This is a genomic window from Desulfuromonas soudanensis, assembly GCF_001278055.1.
Taxonomy (GTDB): Bacteria; Desulfobacterota; Desulfuromonadia; order Desulfuromonadales; family WTL; genus Deferrimonas; species Deferrimonas soudanensis.
The window spans coordinates 2,454,484-2,467,623 of the sequence record NZ_CP010802.1; the positions used below are offsets into that span (position 1 = coordinate 2,454,484).

The 13,140-nt window shown below is 49.1% G+C and carries 15 protein-coding genes and 3 pseudogenes; 3 read left to right on the plus strand and 15 right to left on the minus strand.

Going from position 1 to position 13,140, the window contains the following annotated elements; translation table 11 throughout:
* Positions 1-12 precede the first annotated feature (12 nt).
* On the minus strand, positions 13-1,017 hold the full coding sequence (locus DSOUD_RS11065) for a transposase (protein ID WP_053551070.1): 1,005 nt from the start codon (positions 1,015-1,017) through the stop codon (positions 13-15).
* A gap of 25 nt (positions 1,018-1,042) precedes the next feature.
* Between DSOUD_RS11065 and DSOUD_RS11070 the strand changes: the two genes are divergently transcribed.
* A complete protein-coding gene (locus DSOUD_RS11070; protein ID WP_053551071.1) occupies positions 1,043-1,390 on the plus strand; it encodes a type II toxin-antitoxin system PemK/MazF family toxin in 348 nt (115 codons plus the stop codon).
* 149 nt (positions 1,391-1,539) lie between these two features.
* Here the strand turns inward: DSOUD_RS11070 and DSOUD_RS11075 are convergent, their stop codons facing one another.
* From DSOUD_RS11075 to DSOUD_RS19175, 3 genes and pseudogenes are all read right to left on the minus strand, one after another.
* Positions 1,540-1,851 (minus strand): helix-turn-helix domain-containing protein, encoded by a 312-nt coding sequence (locus DSOUD_RS11075; protein WP_053551072.1) that lies wholly within the window; start codon positions 1,849-1,851, stop codon positions 1,540-1,542.
* Entirely contained in the window at positions 1,838-2,176 is a 339-nt protein-coding gene (locus DSOUD_RS11080) for a type II toxin-antitoxin system RelE/ParE family toxin (RefSeq protein ID WP_053551073.1), read from the minus strand. The genes DSOUD_RS11075 and DSOUD_RS11080 overlap by 14 nt, the downstream gene beginning before the upstream one ends.
* Before the next feature lie 365 nt (positions 2,177-2,541).
* Positions 2,542-2,643 (minus strand): annotated as a pseudogene (locus tag DSOUD_RS19175) (transposase); the annotation flags it as partial.
* Between the two features lie 117 nt (positions 2,644-2,760).
* On the opposite strand from DSOUD_RS19175, the gene DSOUD_RS11085 reads away from it, so the two are divergent.
* Both DSOUD_RS11085 and DSOUD_RS11090 read left to right on the plus strand, forming a co-directional pair.
* Positions 2,761-3,057 carry a nucleotidyltransferase family protein gene (locus DSOUD_RS11085; RefSeq protein ID WP_053551074.1) on the plus strand — a complete coding sequence of 99 codons (297 nt, stop codon included), beginning with the start codon at positions 2,761-2,763 and terminating at the stop codon, positions 3,055-3,057.
* Complete coding sequence (locus DSOUD_RS11090; protein WP_053551075.1) at positions 3,047-3,397, plus strand: HepT-like ribonuclease domain-containing protein; 351 nt, start codon at positions 3,047-3,049, stop codon at positions 3,395-3,397. The genes DSOUD_RS11085 and DSOUD_RS11090 overlap by 11 nt, the downstream gene beginning before the upstream one ends.
* Positions 3,398-3,831: 434 nt before the next feature.
* Here DSOUD_RS11090 and DSOUD_RS19180 read toward each other — a convergent pair.
* The 11 genes and pseudogenes from DSOUD_RS19180 to DSOUD_RS11125 all read right to left on the minus strand — a co-directional run.
* Positions 3,832-3,933: pseudogene (locus DSOUD_RS19180) on the minus strand (transposase); the annotation flags it as partial.
* A gap of 209 nt (positions 3,934-4,142) precedes the next feature.
* Positions 4,143-4,466 carry a helix-turn-helix domain-containing protein gene (locus DSOUD_RS11095; RefSeq protein WP_053551076.1) on the minus strand — a complete coding sequence of 108 codons (324 nt, stop codon included), beginning with the start codon at positions 4,464-4,466 and terminating at the stop codon, positions 4,143-4,145.
* On the minus strand, positions 4,447-4,827 hold the full coding sequence (locus DSOUD_RS11100; RefSeq protein WP_053552370.1) for a type II toxin-antitoxin system RelE/ParE family toxin: 381 nt from the start codon (positions 4,825-4,827) through the stop codon (positions 4,447-4,449). Before DSOUD_RS11100 ends, DSOUD_RS11095 begins: the two co-directional genes overlap by 20 nt.
* A 218-nt stretch (positions 4,828-5,045) precedes the next feature.
* The gene (locus tag DSOUD_RS19185) at positions 5,046-5,288 is read right to left on the minus strand and encodes a transposase (protein ID WP_423739486.1); all 243 of its coding nucleotides are present in this window, start codon (positions 5,286-5,288) and stop codon (positions 5,046-5,048) included.
* 141 nt (positions 5,289-5,429) lie between these two features.
* A pseudogene (locus DSOUD_RS19190) lies at positions 5,430-5,531 on the minus strand (transposase); the annotation flags it as partial.
* A gap of 84 nt (positions 5,532-5,615) precedes the next feature.
* Positions 5,616-7,475 (minus strand): acyltransferase family protein, encoded by a 1,860-nt coding sequence (locus DSOUD_RS17925; RefSeq protein ID WP_157671847.1) that lies wholly within the window; start codon positions 7,473-7,475, stop codon positions 5,616-5,618.
* A 207-nt stretch (positions 7,476-7,682) separates the two neighbouring features.
* Positions 7,683-8,863, minus strand: a protein-coding gene (locus DSOUD_RS17930; RefSeq protein ID WP_423739487.1) for an IS3 family transposase whose coding sequence is annotated in 2 segments (ribosomal slippage) — positions 7,683-8,587 and positions 8,587-8,863 — 1,182 coding nt in all. Because the reading frame shifts where the segments join, the coding sequence is not laid out codon by codon here.
* A 58-nt stretch (positions 8,864-8,921) separates the two neighbouring features.
* Positions 8,922-9,137: a hypothetical protein gene (locus DSOUD_RS11115; RefSeq protein ID WP_157671848.1), complete on the minus strand. Its 216-nt coding sequence runs from the start codon at positions 9,135-9,137 to the stop codon at positions 8,922-8,924.
* Positions 9,138-9,193: 56 nt separating this feature from the next.
* Entirely contained in the window at positions 9,194-10,306 is a 1,113-nt protein-coding gene (locus tag DSOUD_RS11120) for an O-antigen ligase family protein (RefSeq protein WP_053551078.1), read from the minus strand.
* Positions 10,307-10,452: 146 nt separating this feature from the next.
* Positions 10,453-11,574 (minus strand): polysaccharide pyruvyl transferase family protein, encoded by a 1,122-nt coding sequence (locus tag DSOUD_RS17935; protein WP_082351230.1) that lies wholly within the window; start codon positions 11,572-11,574, stop codon positions 10,453-10,455.
* Positions 11,575-11,592: 18 nt separating this feature from the next.
* Positions 11,593-13,125 (minus strand): O-antigen translocase, encoded by a 1,533-nt coding sequence (locus tag DSOUD_RS11125; RefSeq protein ID WP_053551079.1) that lies wholly within the window; start codon positions 13,123-13,125, stop codon positions 11,593-11,595.
* Positions 13,126-13,140: the final 15 nt, after the last annotated feature.

Sequence of the window (13,140 nt, forward strand, 5' to 3'; positions counted from 1 at the left end):
TCAACCAAGGATTTAAGAAGAGAATACAATAGCTTCCATCGAGTGCAAAGAGTTATCTCTGCAACAGGAGCCGGTTGCCTTGCTCGCCAATGTCGCCTGCAATCGTGCCATCACCTCGCGTAATTCCACACACCGCTCTGCGCGTTCAGCAAGTCGGCGTACTGCCGCGCTCATCGTGACCACATCCCGGCCGAACCAGCCACCAACATCCGTCAGAGTCGCCGCCCCGGACTGCACGGCCAGCCATCCCATCATTGCACGGGCCAAGGCCAGAGAATGTCTCTGACTCCGTGTCCCAAGCGCATCCAGCGTACAGTCAAATTCCTCCAGCACCAACTCTTGCAGGCGCTCTACATCGACACGTGGACAAAACACCCCCTCAACCTGGGTCAGCACATTTTCGGCAAATCGGTCGTCACCGAGGAGACGGTTTGCATGGCTCCCGTTCTGAAACTCCTTGCGGAAACCTTCTTCACTGCCAGCCGACATAAACGCAGCATAGACCAACCGAGCCTGCGCCAGGCTGGGCTGAAATTGCGCCAGCACCAACTCTGTCGTCAACCAGGGCAGCAGTTCCTCCCCCAGATAAGCCCGATGACTGCTCCAGCAATAGTCAGCAGGCATCATCACCATCCCGACGCGGACGGGGTTGTAATGAAGGTAACGAACGAGTTGTAGCAGGTAAGCATCCGCATCCACCAGAATCGCCTTGTACCTTCCCTGGAACAGGTGTCCCGTCCGGCCCAGGCGAACATTCATCCAACGGGTGAATCGGAAAGCCAGGTTTTGCATGCCTTTTGACAAAGGAACCTGACCGACCTGCAGGGCCATATGGATGTGATTGTGCATGAGGCAGAAGGCATGAACGCGGTAGCCAAAGCGACAGGTTCCTTCTTGAAGGAGAAGGAAAAATCGCGTTCGGTCTTCATCTGTAGAGAAGACGGGCTGGCCTGCGTTGCCGCGGAAAATCACGTGATACACGGCGCCGGGGAAATGTATTCTTGGTTTACGTGCCATGGGGGGATGATAACAACTGGGCGCAATGTGTCAAGGTAGGAAGCCTGACCCCGCGCCCTTTACGGACAAAGCTACAACCAAGCGCAGACCGGCATTGATTCTCTCCGATGCTCAGACCTTTAATCAGCGGGTTGGCCAGGCCGTCATGGCGATGATTACAAGTGCCAAAAATTCGGATTGGCCGCTCGATATTGAGATCCGGGATCTGGATTACGCCGGCCTCCCCTCACCTTCGATGATTCGGATGAAACTGTTCACCCTGGACGAAAAGTTGATTATCAGAAAAACCGGGGAACTCGCCGGCCCGGATCAGGCCAAAGTCATAGCGGCGCTGCGCCAGCTGCTTCCCTGCCTGTCGGCCCGGCAAGAGTAAGGCAAAGCACGCGACGCCGCAACGCTTCAGGATCTGAACCAGGAGCAGAGGTTTTCGTCGCGTCGTCGCGTCGTCGCGTGAAACAAGCCTTTGATCGGCCTTGGGATTAAACCAAAACAAGGTTAAAAGGTGAGTGTCCCCAGAACGGTTTACGCCGCCAGGATCTCCTTGAGGACTTCCGGACGTTTGATGGCAATAGCGATCAGGGATTTTGCGGCACCGGAAGGCTGGCGGCGCCCCTGCTCCCACTCCTGGAGAGTGCGCGGCGAAACGCCGAGAAGTTTAGCAAATTCACCTTGGGAAAGATCGAGCTTGTGTCGGGCCTCGGCGATGGGTGAGATCTCAACCGGAGTGGTTCGGCCCACCTTGCCGGACTTGATCGCCCGGATGCTCTGCAGCAACTCTTCACCGATATTGCGATTGGCATCGCGCTTGAGAAGTTCTTTGTCATTGAGCGTCATGTTCAATCTCCTCTTTAAGGGCTTTCAAAATATGCCCGGGGATGCTGTCAACAGCGCTTTTCGCGTAGATCAGCAGGAGCCAGATCTCACCGCACTGCAGGCGCGTAAAATACATGACTCTTACCCCGCCGCTTTTGCCAGCTCCCTTTCGTTTCCAGCGGACCTTACGGACCCCACCGGACCCTTTCACGACATCCCCGGCGTCGGGAGACGAAGCCAAAAACGCCTGAAATTCCGCAAACTCTTCATCACTCAGGTAATCAGCTACCTGCCTTGTAAAGAGCGGGGATTCAATAAAAGTAATCATGCGGACATTATACGTCATAGCCGTACCCTGTCAAGTCAACAAGTACGACGGTGGATGATGTGCCAGACATGGCCAGGCGGGTAATAACGGTGTGCTCTCGGCATGCGTCCCTCCCAATAATTGCATGGCAGTTTGCATTAAAATCCATTTTAGCCCCAAAAACATGCTTCTAAGGTCTTTTTTAGGGGGTCAAATTGGAACTTTCCGAAACAATTTCAAATGGTTGTACGGGTCCGACCCGGCAGGTAACCGGCAGGTAAAGACCAAAGCCTCATGCGACGCCGCAACGCTTCAGGATCTGGAGCAGGACCAGAGGTTTTCGTCGCGTCGTCGCGTCGTCGCGTGAAACAAGCCTTTGATCGGCCCTGGGGTCACTCAGCGCGCTTGCGGTCTTTGGCGAATTTCAGGAAGAATTCTTTCTGATGACAACGATGGGTGATGTGCCAGACATGGCCAGGCAGGTAATAACGGTGTGCTCTCGGCATGCGTCCCTCCCAATAGTTGCATGGCATTCCCATCCAGGAAGAATTCTGCTAAAGTATCTGCGATATCAAAGCAACAACCAGACAATGGTTATGCAGTCTCGAAAAAGGATGAGCGTCATGCTGAATACCAACGAGGTCACGGAAAAGCTGGAGAAGCACCTTGAGATCCTGCGAATGCAATACGGGGTTGAACGGATCGGCCTGTTCGGGTCGCTGGTCCGCGGTAGCCAGCACTCCGAAAGTGATATCGACCTTCTGGTCGAATTCAAGCGGCCCGTGGGCATGTTCAAATTCATCGAACTGGAAAATCAGCTCTCCGACCTTCTGGGTGCAAAAGTCGACCTGGTCACGCCCAATGCCCTCAAGCCCGGCATAGGCAAGCGCATTCTTGATGAGGTTCGTTATGTCAACTGATCGGCCGATTGACGATTATCTGGCGGACATCATCGAAGCGATAAGCGACATTTCTTCTTTCATCGCCGGGATGAATTATGAAGGATTCGCTGCGGACAAGAAAACTGTCAATGCGGTGATTCGAAGTCTTGAGGTCATTGGAGAGGCTGTCAAGAAGATCCCCACCGGTTTGCGACAGAAACACAATGATCTTCCCTGGAAGGAGATCGCCGGAACACGTGACAAACTGATCCACGAATATTTCGGTGTTGATCTGCAGATTCTTTGGGAAACTGCCAAGAGCGACCTCGTTCCCCTAGAAAAAGCCATTCGATCTTTACAGGAAGATATTTCTTCATAAAGTTCCACGTACAGCCGAATCCATCCGTGAGAAGTGTGGCGTAAATCTTCAAGCGGAAACTTTTGGTTTATCTCCTCTAAAAACATACCTCCAAGCCATCTCAAAGGCAATCCTCAGACTTTTTCCTACAATATCAATCAGTTGAGCTGGTCACACCCCGGGTCCACAAACTGTCAAGGCAGGAAGCCCCGCGTGAAACAAGCCGTTGATTGCCCTTGGGGTTAAACCAAAACAAAGCCTCTTCTTCTGCCCTTCACAACGTTCTCCAGTCTTTCTCACCGTTCTCTGTGTTGAGGACCAAACCAAACCCAGCCTCACGCGACGCTGCAACGACGCAACGCTTCAGGATCTGAACCAGGATCAGAGGTTTTCGTCGCGTCGTCGCGTCGTCGCGTGAAACAAGCCTTTGATCGGCCCTGGGGTCACTCAGCGCGCTTGCGATCTTTGGCGAATTTCAGGAAGAATTCTTTCTGATGACAACGGTGGGTGATGTGCCAGACATGGCCAGGCAGGTAATAACGGTGTGCTCTCGGCATGCGTCCCTCCCAATAATTGCATGGCAGTTTGCATTAAAATCCATTTTACCCCCAAAAAGATGCTTCTAAGGCCTTTTTTTGGGGGTAAAATTGGCACTTTATCTAGCAAGTTCAATCGGTTGAACGGGTCCGACCCGAATCAGTTGAACGGACCCGGCAGGCGTTGTACGGGTCCGACCCGGCAGGCTTGCTTGAGATGGTAGAACGCATCAGATAAGGCTGTCCAGCCCCTTGCGATCGAGAATGTTCAGCAGTTTCAGCGACGGCCCGCCGGGATGCTTTTCGCCAATCTCCCATTTCTGCACAGTGGAAATGCTGGTATTGAGGATGGAAGCCAGCACCGCCTGGCTGAGCCGATAACGCTCACGCAGAGCGCGAATGTCCGTGGCGGTATAGTCAGGAACCGGCTCAAGGCACAAGGCATCGTAACGACGCATGGCGCGCTTGTCGATAAAATCCAGGGTATGCAGATCCCGAGCAACTTCATGTACTGCATCAAGAATCCGGTTTTTGTCAATTTTTGTTTGTTTCATGCAACACCTCCAGCAGAGCCCCACTGTCGATCGCAGCGGCAATTTGCTCTTTGCTTAAGCTCAGCAGGTCGACTGCCAACATCTTCAAGGCTTCCAGTTCCCGATCCGAAATATTGGATCGTTGGTTCTTTTCGAAGCCATACACGAAGATCCATCGATCACCACGATTGGTTGCCAGAAGCGTCCGTGTACTGCCGCGTTTCCCTTGTCCCGGGAGAGCGATCCGTTTTTTTACGATCCCGTTCCCAAGGACGGCATCGATCAATCCGCCGACCATCTCGACAACTGCTTCGGACAATGCTTTGTCTGACAACCCAGCCTTTTTCGCCCAGCGATTGAAATGCCGGGTCTTCAGGATCATACATGACATACTGTAGCACCTGGTGATATAGATAACAAGTGGTCACGACAACGATGGGTGATGTGCCAGACATGGCCAAGCAGGTAATAACGGTGTGCTCTCGGCATGCGTCCCTCCCAATAGTTGCATGGCAGGTTGCATTAAAATCCATTTTTCCCCCAAAAACATGCTTCTAAGGCCTTTTTTTGGGGGTAAAATTGGCACTTTCATAAACAATTTCAGCTTGTTGCGCGGGTCCGACCCGGCAGTCCTACCTGACCGACCTGCAGGGCCATATGGATGTGATTGTGCATGAGGCAGAAGGCATGAACGCGGTAGCCAAAGCGACAGGTTCCTTCTTGAAGGAGAAGGAAAAATCGCGTTCGGTCTTCATCTGTAGAGAAGACGGGCTGGCCTGCGTTGCCGCGGAAAATCACGTGATACACGGCGCCGGGGAAATGTATTCTTGGTTTACGTGCCATGGGGGATGATAACAACTGGGTGCAATGTGTCAAGGTAGGAAGCCTGACCCCGCGCCCCCTGAACCAGGATCAGAGGTTTTCGTCGCGTCGTCGCGTCGTCGCGTGAAACAAGCCTTTGATCGGCCCTGGGGACTCATCGGGCTTGCGATCTTTGGCGAATTTCAGGAAGAATTCTTTCTGATGACAACGGTGGGTGATGTGCCAGACATGGCCAGGTAGGTAATAACGGTGTGCTCGCGGCATGCGTCCCTCCCAATAGTTGCATGGCAGATTGCATTAAAATCCATTTTACCCCCAAAAATATGCTTCTAAGGCCATTTTAGGGGGTCAAATTGGAACTTTCCCAAACAATTTCAGATCGTTGCGCGGGTCCGACCCGGCAGGTCGTTCTCTGAGTGCTTGCTTAAGAACGTCGTGGACTTTCTCCGCACCATAACCAGACAGGTGACCAGGATCATGATAGAGAATGCGTCCGTGTTCATCTAGAAAAAGCACTTCTCCGTTTTTACCTTCAAAATGTCGCGAGATATCAACAACGGAGACACCTGAGGTCTGCATATTAATGAGAAATTCGTTAACTTTAAGGCGCTCTGCTCTAACATCAGTATTTTCCAAAAATGGTGGTCGTGCGCCTTCTCGAATAGATTTACGATTTGCGATCTTCGGTAGTATGGGTGGTTGATTAAGCAGAATAATTTGCCCTGCATATGGCTTGAGCTTGTCGAGCGCCACCACCAACCGTTTTGGGTCATTGCGAAGTTTACCACTCCAAGAGTTAGCGACAAGGAGGTAGTCAGGTTTGATTTTGCTAACTGCATCCAATGAATCTCGCCAGAGTTGACTCGAATCCGTTTTTCGCTCCGGAAGAGAATCCCCAGCAGAAACGCTTATTACATTTAATTTATATCCCAACTCTGAGCAGATTCGTTTTATCTCTTTGCCGTACATTGAACCGTTACTATCCCCCATAAGCACTACAGTAGCTGCCCCAATATTTCCAGGGAACTCCAAACCACCTTTTGCCACGTCACTAATCTCTGCATCAACAAAGTTATTTTGTCTGACAGACAGACCCAGAGGAACGCACAGAACCAACACCGCACCTAAAGCTACATAGGCGACACGGCGACTCTGTGGGCGATTGAGAAAGGTCCGTGCTGGGTTTTCGATGAAGTGATAAGTTAAGATAGTGAGTAGAAGACTAAGACTAATTTTCAGCACAAGACGCATCTCATCCAGCATGAGGTATAGTCGGTAGTCAATCAGGGAAAACACAGGCCAATGCCAAAGGTAAAGAGAATAAGAAAGCTTCCCGATGTTGACCATTGGGCGGGCCGAAAGAAATCTCGCAACAGGTCCGTGTAAAGTCTCTCGTGGCCAGATAATCGCAACTGTACCCACGACAGGCAAGACAGCTTGCCAACCAGGAAACTGAGGGCCTTCATGTAGCAAAACAAAAGAACATCCAATCAGCAATAGTCCTAGAGCGGGTAGCCAATGAGGGATTCGGACAAAACGACCATTAATTGTAGTCAACGGAGTGACGGCCAAAAGACAGCCAGCACATAGTTCCCATGCACGAGTCGGCAATAGGTAGAAAGCCCAAATAGGTTTGATTTGAGTAAGGATTACGCATGTGAAGAGACTTCCAATGCCGAGAAGCAATAGAATAGGTACCAAATAGCGACGTGCATAACGAAAGATGAGAAATAAGAACAGCGGAAAGATTAGATAAAACTGCTCTTCAACGGAAAGTGACCAGTAATGAAGGAACGGTTGGGCGTCTTGGGATATATGGAAATAATCGCCCTGCATCATGAATTTTACGTTAGCTAAAGAAAGTGTCGCCGCAACCAGAGCAGCACCGGTGGAGGCAAAATCCTGTGGTGTATAGATGTAAGCGGCGCCAACAAGTGTTGCTAATGCAACAGTGAAGAGTGCTGGGAAAATCCTAGCGACTCGGCGTTGATAAAAACGATTGAGGTTAAACCGTCCAGTTTTACAATCGTTGTAAAGAACTGATGTGATGAGGTATCCGGATATGACGAAGAAGATGTCTACGCCTACGAAACCTCCAGGGAGCCATTGGTGGTTGAGGTGAAAAAAGAAAACAGACAGAACGGCAACAGCACGCAAACCATCGATATCGGGACGATACTTTAGGTGTGCGACTTGATTTTGAGACATTCGCCCCCCCCTTTTTTTTATTAGAGCTTTAAGTATCACCATAAAACTTTTCACACATTAACATACACAACTCATATCAAAACGTAGTGGGAGGTGGAGTTAAGTGCATACCCCAATTCGTATATTTGCACGAGTCCGACCCGGCAAGCCATGAAGAGGAAGTGATAATCCTGTGAGGTCGGTCGTCAATAGCGGACACCAAAGTTCTTATGCTGCGCTTAGCTCTTTGTAATATTCCTGTTCGTAGGCAGCAGGCGACAGGTAGCCCAGCCGCTTCTGGCGCCTTTGACGATTGTAGAAGATTTCGATGTACTCCGTGATTTCTCGCATCGCTTCCCACCGGGTGGCGTAACGACGATGGTGGACCAATTCGTTTTTCAGTGTCCCCCAGAAACTCTCAATGGGGGCGTTGTCGTAGCAGTTACCTCGGCGGCTCATCGAAGTCTGCATATTGAACTGCTTCAGTAGTTTCTGAAACTCCAAGGCGCAATACTGGCTGCCCCGATCCGAATGATGGATCAACCCGGTCGCCGGGCGCTTGACTGACACGGCACGGAATAGGGATTGACTCACCAGATTCTTCGTCATTCTTTCGCCCATCGCATATCCCACGATCTCTCCGGTGAAGAGGTCTTTATGCCCGGCCAGATACAGCCAGCCTTCGGCGGTGGGGATGTAAGTAATGTCAGTTACCCAGACCTGGTTGGGAGCTTCGACAGCAAAGTTTTGGTCCAGAAGGTTCTCGGCGACAGGCAGTGAATGGTTGGAGTTTGTTGTCGCCTTGAACTTCTTCACCTGCTTGCAACGAATCCCGTGTTTCTTGCGGATTCGCTTGATCCGATGGACCCCGACCTGAACGCCATGCTCGGCGAGATCGGTTTGTAATCGTTCGGGACCGTAGGTTTCCCGGTTTCTTTTGTGAGCCGCCTTGATTTCGATTGCGAGCCGTGCCTCCTCCTTCTGCCGAGGTGAGTCCGGGCGCTTCAGCCAGGTGTAATAGCCACTGGGTGAAACCTCCAGGCTCTGGCAGAGCAGAGGGACAGAGTACTCAGGTCGAAGTTGATTTATTACCGCGTACCGGGCAGCGACTCCTTGGCAAAGTACGCGGCGGCTTTTTTTAGGATGTCGCGCTCCTGCTTGACCTGGGCCAGTTCTCGTTTAACCCTGTCAAGTTCCAGCTCGACTTCGGTCAGCGGGCGCTGTTGGCCTTTGCCACCGATATTACTGAGCTTTCCGGCCTTGAACGCCCTTACCCAATTCTCAAGGGTGGATTTCGGCAGGGATAACTGGCGCGATGCCTCATAGACAGCGACACCTCCTTCAACCACCATTTTTACGGCCTCAATGCGAAATTCCTTCGAATAGCGGCCATTAGAACCTCTTGTCATGTTGACACCTCCGTAAGATAGATTTCTTAACATTGGTGTCCGATTTTTTCAACTTACCTCACCCCCTGATACCTTGAACGATATGAATCGTATCTTCTGGAAAAGTATTTAACAAGGTTTCGACTTGCGTGACATTCTCAACAAACTCGAGACGCACCTCAGGAATGCTTGGCGCCTGCCAACCCATCGCGGCTCTTTCCTCCGACATGACAGCACCAACAATGTAGGCGACATTGTACCCCATCGCCACCAGCTCTTTGGCAAGAAAGGCCATATGGGGGCTGACAATTCCCTGCCAAAAAACAATGTACCTTCCCGACACAAATGTCATTATCTCTCTGCCAAATAATACCTACAACACTTATCTGACCGCACCGAAGCGAGGTCTTGCATCCGACCAAGCGTCAGCCAGAACAACAGACAAAAGGCATTTCCGGACGCGAATATATACCCTTCAGCTACCATGTGAAGTGTAAGAAACACAACAGTGGCAAATATTTCCACGATGTGTGAATTTGTGCTTTTCAGCAGAGCCTTAAAATTTAAATCTCTGAAAAGCCCAATCAATAAGATTACAAACCCCATAGTGCCGGACAAACCAGTCATGGAGAGCAATGCCAGCCAAGATGAACCAGGCTCGATATTAATCTCATTTGATTCGGTCTGAACAACGCCAGTATGCACAACCATTCCCTGTGACTGCAAGATTCCCACACCCATCCCAACACCGGTCAATGGATATTCTTGAAATTCATTCAACCTCGCAGCCCATAGGTCTTCCCGCGTATTTTGTAACCCTTTTGCCTCGAGGTTGGAAAGTATCCGGTAAGAAGTTTCGAATTCAACAGCCGTATAAATATATACACCGCCTCCACCCAAGAGGAGGGCGATGGCGACCATAGGTAAACTCTTTTTCATGCCGATGCTGTTGATCGTCTTCAAAAGCAAGACAAGCACTACTGCCGTCATCGCCGTAACCGCAGACCTCGATCCTGAAAGAATGCATGGTATGAGTGACAAAAAGGTGGCGAAACAGTAAACCAAGGACCGTTTGGCGATTGCCATGTGGACGCAGAAGACCACCGCCATCGCTGCTATTGGTCCAACCAGCATGCTATGTATCATGACGCCAGTGAAAACTCCACGCCCTAGCGAGGGCATTTTGGTGGCGAACCATATTGACGAGAGGATAGCAATAGCAATAAACGCATATTTGAAGGTGGTCCAAGCAGCTAGACGGATCTCTTGTGCACAAACACTTTTGATGCCCGGACCGAGAACAAGAAAAATCAGGACCCAACCAGTCCAATTCAACAGTGACTGGAAAGGTTCATCCAATATCAGTGTTCCCGGGAACGTCATTGCCACAAAGAACGCACCCGCCCTGTTAAAGCGGACCCCTCTTCTATCCAAAAGAACCACCAACAAGGCAACAACCAGCATTGCGCGAACGCCTTGCGTTAACAACTGAACTACCGTCGGGTTAAGCCAGAGGGTCAGAATGGAAACGCGGATCAAATTGAAAAAAACAAGTCCTGCCCCGAGTATGCATGTGTGCATAGAAATATACCAATTCTCATCTCAGACAATCAGGACAAGGTTTTAGCCAAAAATTCGAATGACGACTCACGAAGTTCACAGAGAATTGACTCTGTGCGGGGTTTTTCAGGAAAAAAATTAATAGATTTAATGTCAGGCATTGGTTCTCCACAAACAATAATGTTTTCACCACACCCAACCATATCTAGGAAATCACGTTGACGGGAATCGTGATCTGGTAAGCCACGTAGAAGTGATACAAAAGGTTTGCCAAAATTCACCGCAAAAGCAGTAGCATGGAATGATTGCCCTATTATTAGAGCGGCATTACTCATATAACCTAACCATTCCCTAGGCCCTGCATCAAGAACATAATCAATCTTTCGATCAAAGGCATCGAAAAAAGTGCCGTTGATCCTGACGATCTTCCAGCCGGTATGTCGTTGGATGTGCAAGGCAAGTCGCTCCATGTAGGTGCTCCGCGAATTCGCCCCATAACACAAAATATAGGGCTTATCGATCGGAGGAAAAACCGCCTGTGCCATCCATTCCTCCCTCGTCAACAACAGCGTCGGGTCCAGAACGAGTTCTGCATTACGCCCCGTTAACTCCCTGACAAGTTTTACTCCCGATTTTTCTCTGACGCTGATGAAATCTAATGACAATAGACCAGCACGGTAATTGTCGAATAACTCTCGAGGAATAGAAGTAGCACCGAAGCTTGATGCATATGAAATTTTCCGACATCCCGCCGGTGCAAAATCTAGAAAAAAAGACGGGTCATTGGCCGCACTACGAGGATGCCAAACTTGGTCGCTACCGACGACGTAAGCATCACATATCGGAGCATTCTCGAGGAGGGCCTTTCTCGTCGGATAACCCTTTTCCGATAACTGATACCACGCTTTTTTAGACTCGGCGTAATTACGGCAATAGGTTGAATATTTTCTATCGAGGATAAGATCTTTCAGTGCAGAGTTTGCAAAGGAAAGACTACGTGCCTTCAATTCTGAGATTAAACTTCTATTAGTTTTATGAAGGGCATTCGGATATTTATAATCGATAATATAAGTGTCTAAGTCGAGAGAGGCCAATGATCTCTGCGTCGCATAGGCCTGTAGAACTGAGCCGTAATTATAGATATCATGAATTGTAAGAAGACCTACCTTCATCAAACCCCCACTATACAGTCATCGAAAAACAGAAAACTGTTTTTTTAATAAAAAATAAATTCTGTCTACGGCATTGAAAATTGATATTTTTGGTTGATTTTCAGCGCATAAAAATAATAGACGACGTATATTAAATACGACACTTATTAACATGATAAGCATCGAAAAACCTAAAAATAACAATTTATTGTCAATATTTACCACAAAAAATGAGCACAACAATAATATTAAAGTTAAATAAAAAATGCGCAAAGCAAAACCATCCCATACAAAACCATACTTGACCTTCACAAACACAGCCGACATTACCAGTATCAATACATTCATCCCGACATAACCCCAACCAACAGCATATAAACCATGAGCTCCTTTAAACATCATGACGACCAATAATAATAAACAGATAGGCAGCGTTTCGACGAACAGGAAATAGATACCTCGGCCAGAAGACATAACAACATAACGCTGAGGAAATGCAGTCATTTTTATCAAATCACCAAAAACAAACAATCGCACAAGTTCAGCCGCCGGCAAAAACTCAGGCGAATAGAGTATTATGACGGCCACGGGAGAAAAAAGAAACATCCCTAACAGGATCGGAGCGCCGAGCAAAAGAGCAATTTCAGTTTGTTGATTAACCATCTGATTTATACACCGCGAGTCGTTGATTCTTGCAGCGATCCTCGGATAATAGTCATTTCCCATGGCAGTCAGCACAAACCCAATGTATGTTGACGAAATCATCCATGCTGCTTGAAAGTACCCAAGCTGGGTCACCCCAAGTTCTTGGCTAATTTCTGTTCTGAGCCAGAGGTGGCCAAGTACAACCCCGAGCCCTGCCAACATCAATACAAAGCCAAGACGGATTATCTTAAAAAAATCACTACATACATATTTTATTCCCACATGCCGTTCGACTTTAGGCAATTTCCTCGCGAACCAGTGCCCGACTAAAAAAGTCGCAAGAGGGGCTGACACAACAAAAAGAAAAACCCCATTTTCACCAAGTCCTAATATACTTGTACAGGCAAAAAGGGTTCCTAATACAGCGCCAAAGACTGTAACCAATGCAATATCTCTTGGACGATGCATCCCTCGAATCAGAGCCGTTTGCGAACCAGTCCCGACTGAAAGAACCACCCCAAGGGCGATCCATCCCATTTTTAAGGAATAACCAGATTCGCCGAGAATATTTACTGCAATTTGCTCACGGAAGGACCAAACAAAAAAACCACCTACCCCTGCGAGGAAAAACGTGCCCCAGAACAAGGCTGCGCGCACAGTAGAAAGCTGCTTTTGGTCCGATAGAGACTGTGCGACATAGCGTGTTCCTGAGTTAGTCACACCCATCCCCGCCATCGTAGATACAGATGCAACGATACTCTGCAGCAAACCTATCATCCCTATTCCGATGGGACCAAGCAATATGGCAGCAACTTTAATCCTAACTAAGCCGACCACTACACTCAGAATTGAGGCAGACCCGATTATTGAGGTGGAGTAAAACATGGCCCAACGTGAGGATTTTTTATCTATTAATTCAGGGGTCATTATGATCCTTGGCAA

Excerpts from the sequence above, each read along its gene's own strand:
- DSOUD_RS11065 (WP_053551070.1), bottom strand. The coding sequence starts at position 1,017 with ATGGCACGTAAACCAAGAATACATTTCCCCGGCGCCGTGTATCACGTG.
- DSOUD_RS11070 (WP_053551071.1), top strand. The coding sequence starts at position 1,043 with ATGTGTCAAGGTAGGAAGCCTGACCCCGCGCCCTTTACGGACAAAGCT.
- DSOUD_RS11075 (WP_053551072.1), bottom strand. The coding sequence starts at position 1,851 with ATGACGCTCAATGACAAAGAACTTCTCAAGCGCGATGCCAATCGCAAT.
- DSOUD_RS11080 (WP_053551073.1), bottom strand. The coding sequence starts at position 2,176 with ATGACGTATAATGTCCGCATGATTACTTTTATTGAATCCCCGCTCTTT.
- DSOUD_RS11085 (WP_053551074.1), top strand. The coding sequence starts at position 2,761 with ATGCTGAATACCAACGAGGTCACGGAAAAGCTGGAGAAGCACCTTGAG.
- DSOUD_RS11090 (WP_053551075.1), top strand. The coding sequence starts at position 3,047 with ATGTCAACTGATCGGCCGATTGACGATTATCTGGCGGACATCATCGAA.
- DSOUD_RS11095 (WP_053551076.1), bottom strand. The coding sequence starts at position 4,466 with ATGAAACAAACAAAAATTGACAAAAACCGGATTCTTGATGCAGTACAT.
- DSOUD_RS11100 (WP_053552370.1), bottom strand. The coding sequence starts at position 4,827 with ATGATCCTGAAGACCCGGCATTTCAATCGCTGGGCGAAAAAGGCTGGG.
- DSOUD_RS19185 (WP_423739486.1), bottom strand. The coding sequence starts at position 5,288 with ATGGCACGTAAACCAAGAATACATTTCCCCGGCGCCGTGTATCACGTG.
- DSOUD_RS17925 (WP_157671847.1), bottom strand. The coding sequence starts at position 7,475 with ATGTCTCAAAATCAAGTCGCACACCTAAAGTATCGTCCCGATATCGAT.
- DSOUD_RS11115 (WP_157671848.1), bottom strand. The coding sequence starts at position 9,137 with ATGGCCTTTCTTGCCAAAGAGCTGGTGGCGATGGGGTACAATGTCGCC.
- DSOUD_RS11120 (WP_053551078.1), bottom strand. The coding sequence starts at position 10,306 with ATGCTGGTTGTTGCCTTGTTGGTGGTTCTTTTGGATAGAAGAGGGGTC.
- DSOUD_RS17935 (WP_082351230.1), bottom strand. The coding sequence starts at position 11,574 with ATGAAGGTAGGTCTTCTTACAATTCATGATATCTATAATTACGGCTCA.
- DSOUD_RS11125 (WP_053551079.1), bottom strand. The coding sequence starts at position 13,125 with ATGACCCCTGAATTAATAGATAAAAAATCCTCACGTTGGGCCATGTTT.